This window comes from Mycobacterium sp. TH-M15 (assembly GCF_057473705.1).
This window is the reverse complement of record NZ_JBYCLB010000114.1, coordinates 1-4,562: the sequence shown is the minus strand read 5'-3', so window position 1 is coordinate 4,562 and position 4,562 is coordinate 1. Positions and strand designations below refer to the sequence as shown.

The window sequence follows — 4,562 nt, the reverse complement described above, 5'->3', positions numbered from 1 at the left end:
CTGGGCCGGCTCGCTGTCCGACGGTGCCGACAAACTCATCCCTTAAGCGAATCGGCCGCCACCGAGCGGCCGGAACGCCCCGCCGGGTTGGCGCAGTTATCTCCGGCCGCGCTGCCGACACTAGAGTCGGCGCATGACACATCGTTTCGTGGCACGGCGCCGGGACGCGGCGAGACGGAGCAGCCGATGAGCCTGCCGACCACGGTGTGCGTGGTCGGCAGCGTGAACCTGGACACCGTGCTGACCGTCGACGCGCTGCCGAAGCCCGGCGAGACGGTGCTGGCGACGTCGGTGCGCTCGGTCCCCGGCGGCAAGGGCGCCAACCAGGCGGTATCCGCGGCCCGGGCCGGCGCCCGAGTGCAGTTCGTCGGCGCCGTCGGCGACGACCCGGCGGCCGAACAGCTGCGTGCCCACCTGGCCGGTAACGGCGTCGGCACCGACGGGCTGATCGTGGTGCCGGGCCCGAGTGGAGCGGCGACCATCATGGTCGAAGACTCCGGGGAGAACGCGATCATCGTCGCGGCCGGCGCCAACGGCTCGTTGACCGCCGACGCGACCGCGGTGCGGGAGACCATCGCCGACTGCGACGTGCTGCTGATGCAGCTGGAGATCCCGGTGGCCACCGCGGTGGCCGCCGCCCGAATCGGCCACGACGCCGGTGCCACGGTGATGGTCAACGTCTCCCCGGCCGGCGCCGACCCGGCACTCCTGGAACAACTCGCCGCGGTCACCGACGTGGTCGTGGTCAACGAGGTCGAGGTCCACGACTGGCACTGGCCGGTCAAACACCTGGTCGTCACCCTGGGCCCGGAAGGAGCCGAATACACCGGCCCGGATGGCCGGAGGATTGCGGTGCCCACCCTGGATCTGCGGCCGGTCGACACCTCCGGAGCCGGAGATGCGTTCACCGGGGTGCTGGCCGCCGGCTGGCCCACCGGGCCGCTGCGGGCGATCCGCCGGGCCAACGTGGCCGGGGCGCTGGCCACCCAGGTGCCCGGCGCCGGCGAGTCGGCACCGACCACTGCGGCGATCGACGCGGCGGTCGAGGCCGACCGATGATCCGGTCAGGATGGTCGCGGCCCTGGCATACTCGCCAGTGTTCGTCCGACCGTCGGCGTTGAGCCGACAGAGCACAGGAGGCCAGGAAATGCGTCGGGCGCTGACCATGATCGCGCTGGCCACGCTGGCGACCGGCTGCACGACGACGACCGAGGGCATCGCCGCCCCCGCGCCGACGCTCGGGCATGCCCCCAAGCCGATCGCGGCAAACGCGTTGACCGAGGTGCTGCTCGACACCGGGGAGATCAACACCGTCATGGGGACCAACGGGATGACGAAGGTCGGCTCCGGCGACGACATGCTTTCGCACCGCATCGCCGACATGGACTGCCTGCCCACCTGGGGTGGCACCGAGCAGAGCGTGTACGGCGGGACTAGGTTTCTGGGCGTGCGGCGACAGCAGTTCCGGGAGAGCCTCGACAAGTGGGACCACATCGTGTTCCAGGCGGTAGTGGGATTCCCGGACGGCCTGGCCGCGCACGACGTCTACACCGCCCAGGTCAGCAGCTGGGGCGAGTGCAACAACCGCACCTTCAACGACCGACAAGTCGGCGACCCGGACGCGCACGGCACCGACTGGTCGTTGAACGCCGCCGCCGAGAAGGACGGCGTCCTCACCATCCTGCGAAGTCAGGTGAACGGCCGGGGCTGGGCCTGCCAGCGTGCGCTGAGCGCGGCCAACAACGTCGTCATCGACGTGGAAACCTGCGCCGACGACATCGGCGACCAGGGCGTCCAGCTCGCCAGACTGATCGCCGAGAAGATCTCGGCGAAGCCGTGACCGTGCGCGGCGGGGATCGCACCCGGCGGCTGCTGGCCGCCGTGCTGGTGCTGACCGCCGTCACCGCTGGATGCGCGAGCACCACCGCGGGAAGGCCCGTCCCGGCACCGACCCTGGGCCACGCACCGAACCCCCTGGCAGCCGGTGCGCTACCCGGGTTGCTGCTCAGCTCCGGCGAGGCCGACACCGCGATCGGCGCCGGTGGGCTCCGGGTCCTGCGCTCCGGCACCAAGACATTCCTCGACCGGATCGCCGACAGCGACTGCCTGGGGCTCTGGCTGATCGCGGAGAACGCCGTCTACGCCGGAGCCGGCTGGCAGGCGCTGCGGTGGCAGGAGCTTCGCGAGGACGACGAGGACTACGACCACATCGTCTACCAGGCCGTGGTGGCGTTCTCGGACGCGCTCGCCACCCATGACTTCTACGCCGGCCAGGTGAGCAGCTGGCCCACCTGCGACAACCGCCGGCTCAACGATCGCGATCTGGACATGCCGGACATCCGCACCGGCGTCGACTGGACGCTGGGGACGGCCGCCGAGAACGACGGAGTTCTCACCGTGTCGAGCACCCAGGCGGGCGGCCACGGCTGGGGGTGTCAACGGTCGCTCGGAGCGGTCAACAACATCGTCATCGACGTCAAGATCTGCGCCGATTCGATCAAGGACCAAGGCCCTAGGATCGTCAAGCAGATCGCGGAGAAGGTCTCCGCCGCCGAATAACGAACCGTGCCCGAGCGTCACCGGTCGGTGCCCGACGGCTCACAGAGGGGTGTCGCATGCGCCGAGTATCGGCAGTCGTGATGTTCGCCGTTCTCACGACCGGGTGCACGGTTACCACCGATGGCAGCGCCGAGCCGGCGCCGACCCTGGGCCGCGCGCCGAAACCCGTCGCGTCCGGCGACCTGACCGGGCTGCTGCTCTCCACCGGGGAGCTCTCCGCCATCACCGGGGCCGGCGGGCTGAAGATCGTGACCTCCGGCGACCACATGTACCACGGCCGTATCGTCGACAACGACTGCGTGGCCCTCCTCTGGCCGGCCTTACAGGAGGTCTACGCCGGCACCGGTTGGCTCGGCGTCCAACGCCAGGATCTTCGCGAGAACAAAGACGACTACCACCACATCGTCGAACAGGCCGTGGTGGCGTTCCGAGATGCCGGCGCGGCTAACGACGCGTACCAGAACCAGGTCACCGGTTGGGCGAGCTGCGACAACCGCACCATCACCGACGAATTCGTCGACGACCCGGACGACGCCGTCTACACCTGGGGGCTGGGCGCGACGAGTGAGCACGACGGGATTCTCACCATGCTGCGCACCCAGGAAGGCGGGCAGGGGTGGGCGTGCCTGCGGGCGCTGGCGGCCCGCAACAACGTGGTGATCGACGTGAGCACCTGCGCCGCCGACACCCGCGACCAGGCCGTTTCGGTCGTCGACAAGATCGCCGAGAAGATCGCCGCCGCGGAGTGATCGGCGCCGGTCAGTCCTCCGGAACGTCGCGGTCGATCTCCTCCAGCCAGATCCGGGCGGACATGTCCGATGGAGCTCGCCAATCACCGCGCGGCGACAGCGACCCGCCGGCGGAGACCTTCGGCCCGTTCGGTGACGCCGATCGTTTGAACTGGCTGAACGCATAGAACCGCTGGACGAACACGGTCAACCAGCGCCGGATCTCACCGAGTGAGTACGCCGACCGCTTGCCGGCCGGGTGGCCCGGCGGCCAACCGCCGTGGTCGACGTCATGCCAGGCGTGCCAGGCCAGGAACGCGATCTTCGACGGACGGAATCCGTGGCGCAACACCTGGAACAGCGTGAAGTCCTGCAGCTCGTACGGCCCGACGACGTCCTCGCTGCGCTGGACGCCGGCGTCGGTTCCGGGAACCAGCTCCGGGGTGATCTCGGTGCCGAGCACCGAGCCCAGCACCTCGCAGACGTCCGCGCCGAACTCACCGGAGTTGATCACCCACCGGATCAGGTGCTGGATCAGCGTCTTCGGCACGCCGCCGTTGACGTTGTAGTGCGACATCTGGTCGCCGACCCCGTAGGTCGACCAGCCCAGCGCGAGCTCGGAGAGATCTCCGGTGCCCAGCACGATCCCGCCGCGTTGGTTGGCGATGCGGAACAGGTAGTCGGTGCGCAGACCGGCCTGGACGTTCTCGAACGTCACGTCGTAGACCGGTTCGCCGCGGCCGAACGGATGGTCGATCTCGGTCAGCATCATGCCGGCCGTGGCGCGGATGTCGACCTCCTCGAAGGTGACACCCAACGCCTTACTCAGGGCGATCGCGTTGGCCTTGGTCCGCTCACCGGTGGCGAAGCCCGGCATGGTGAACGCCAGGATGTCGCTGCGCGGCCGGTTCTCCCGGTCCATCGCCCGCGCCGCGACGATCAACGCGTGCGTCGAGTCCAGCCCCCCGGAGACCCCGATCACCACCTTCGGATGGTCCAGCGCCCGCAGCCGCTGCTCCAAGCCGGAGACCTGGATGTTGTAGGCCTCGTAGCAATCCTGCTGCAGCCGCGCCGGGTCCGACGGTACGAACGGAAAACGCTCGACCGCCCGCACCAGCCCGACGTCGCTGGTCGGCGGGTCGACGGTGAACTCCACCCGCCGGAACGCGCCGGTTGCCCGATGGTGCCGCCGGTTGTCGTCGAAGGTGCCCCGGCGCAGCCGCTCGGCGCAGAGCAGGCCGACGTCGACGGCGGCCCCCGACCGGCGGGCGCCGG

General features: G+C 69.9%; 5 protein-coding genes. 4 read left to right on the top strand and 1 reads right to left on the bottom strand.

The window, feature by feature from the left end; all coding sequences use genetic code 11:
- Positions 1–186: 186 nt before the first annotated feature.
- From AC2VNT_RS02920 to AC2VNT_RS02905, 4 genes are all read left to right on the top strand, one after another.
- Positions 187–1,059, top strand: coding sequence for a ribokinase (locus AC2VNT_RS02920; protein WP_486945431.1), 873 nt, complete (start codon positions 187–189; stop codon positions 1,057–1,059).
- A gap of 88 nt (positions 1,060–1,147) precedes the next feature.
- Positions 1,148–1,840, top strand: coding sequence for a sensor domain-containing protein (locus tag AC2VNT_RS02915; protein ID WP_486945430.1), 693 nt, complete (start codon positions 1,148–1,150; stop codon positions 1,838–1,840).
- Complete coding sequence (locus AC2VNT_RS02910; protein ID WP_486945429.1) at positions 1,837–2,559, top strand: sensor domain-containing protein; 723 nt, start codon at positions 1,837–1,839, stop codon at positions 2,557–2,559. The genes AC2VNT_RS02915 and AC2VNT_RS02910 overlap by 4 nt, the downstream gene beginning before the upstream one ends.
- 80 nt (positions 2,560–2,639) lie before the next feature.
- Positions 2,640–3,308, top strand: coding sequence for a sensor domain-containing protein (locus tag AC2VNT_RS02905; RefSeq protein ID WP_486945428.1), 669 nt, complete (start codon positions 2,640–2,642; stop codon positions 3,306–3,308).
- Between the two features lie 10 nt (positions 3,309–3,318).
- Here AC2VNT_RS02905 and AC2VNT_RS02900 read toward each other — a convergent pair.
- Positions 3,319–4,562 (bottom strand): NAD(+) synthase (locus AC2VNT_RS02900; RefSeq protein ID WP_486945427.1); only part of this gene is annotated, 1,244 nt, incomplete at its 5' end.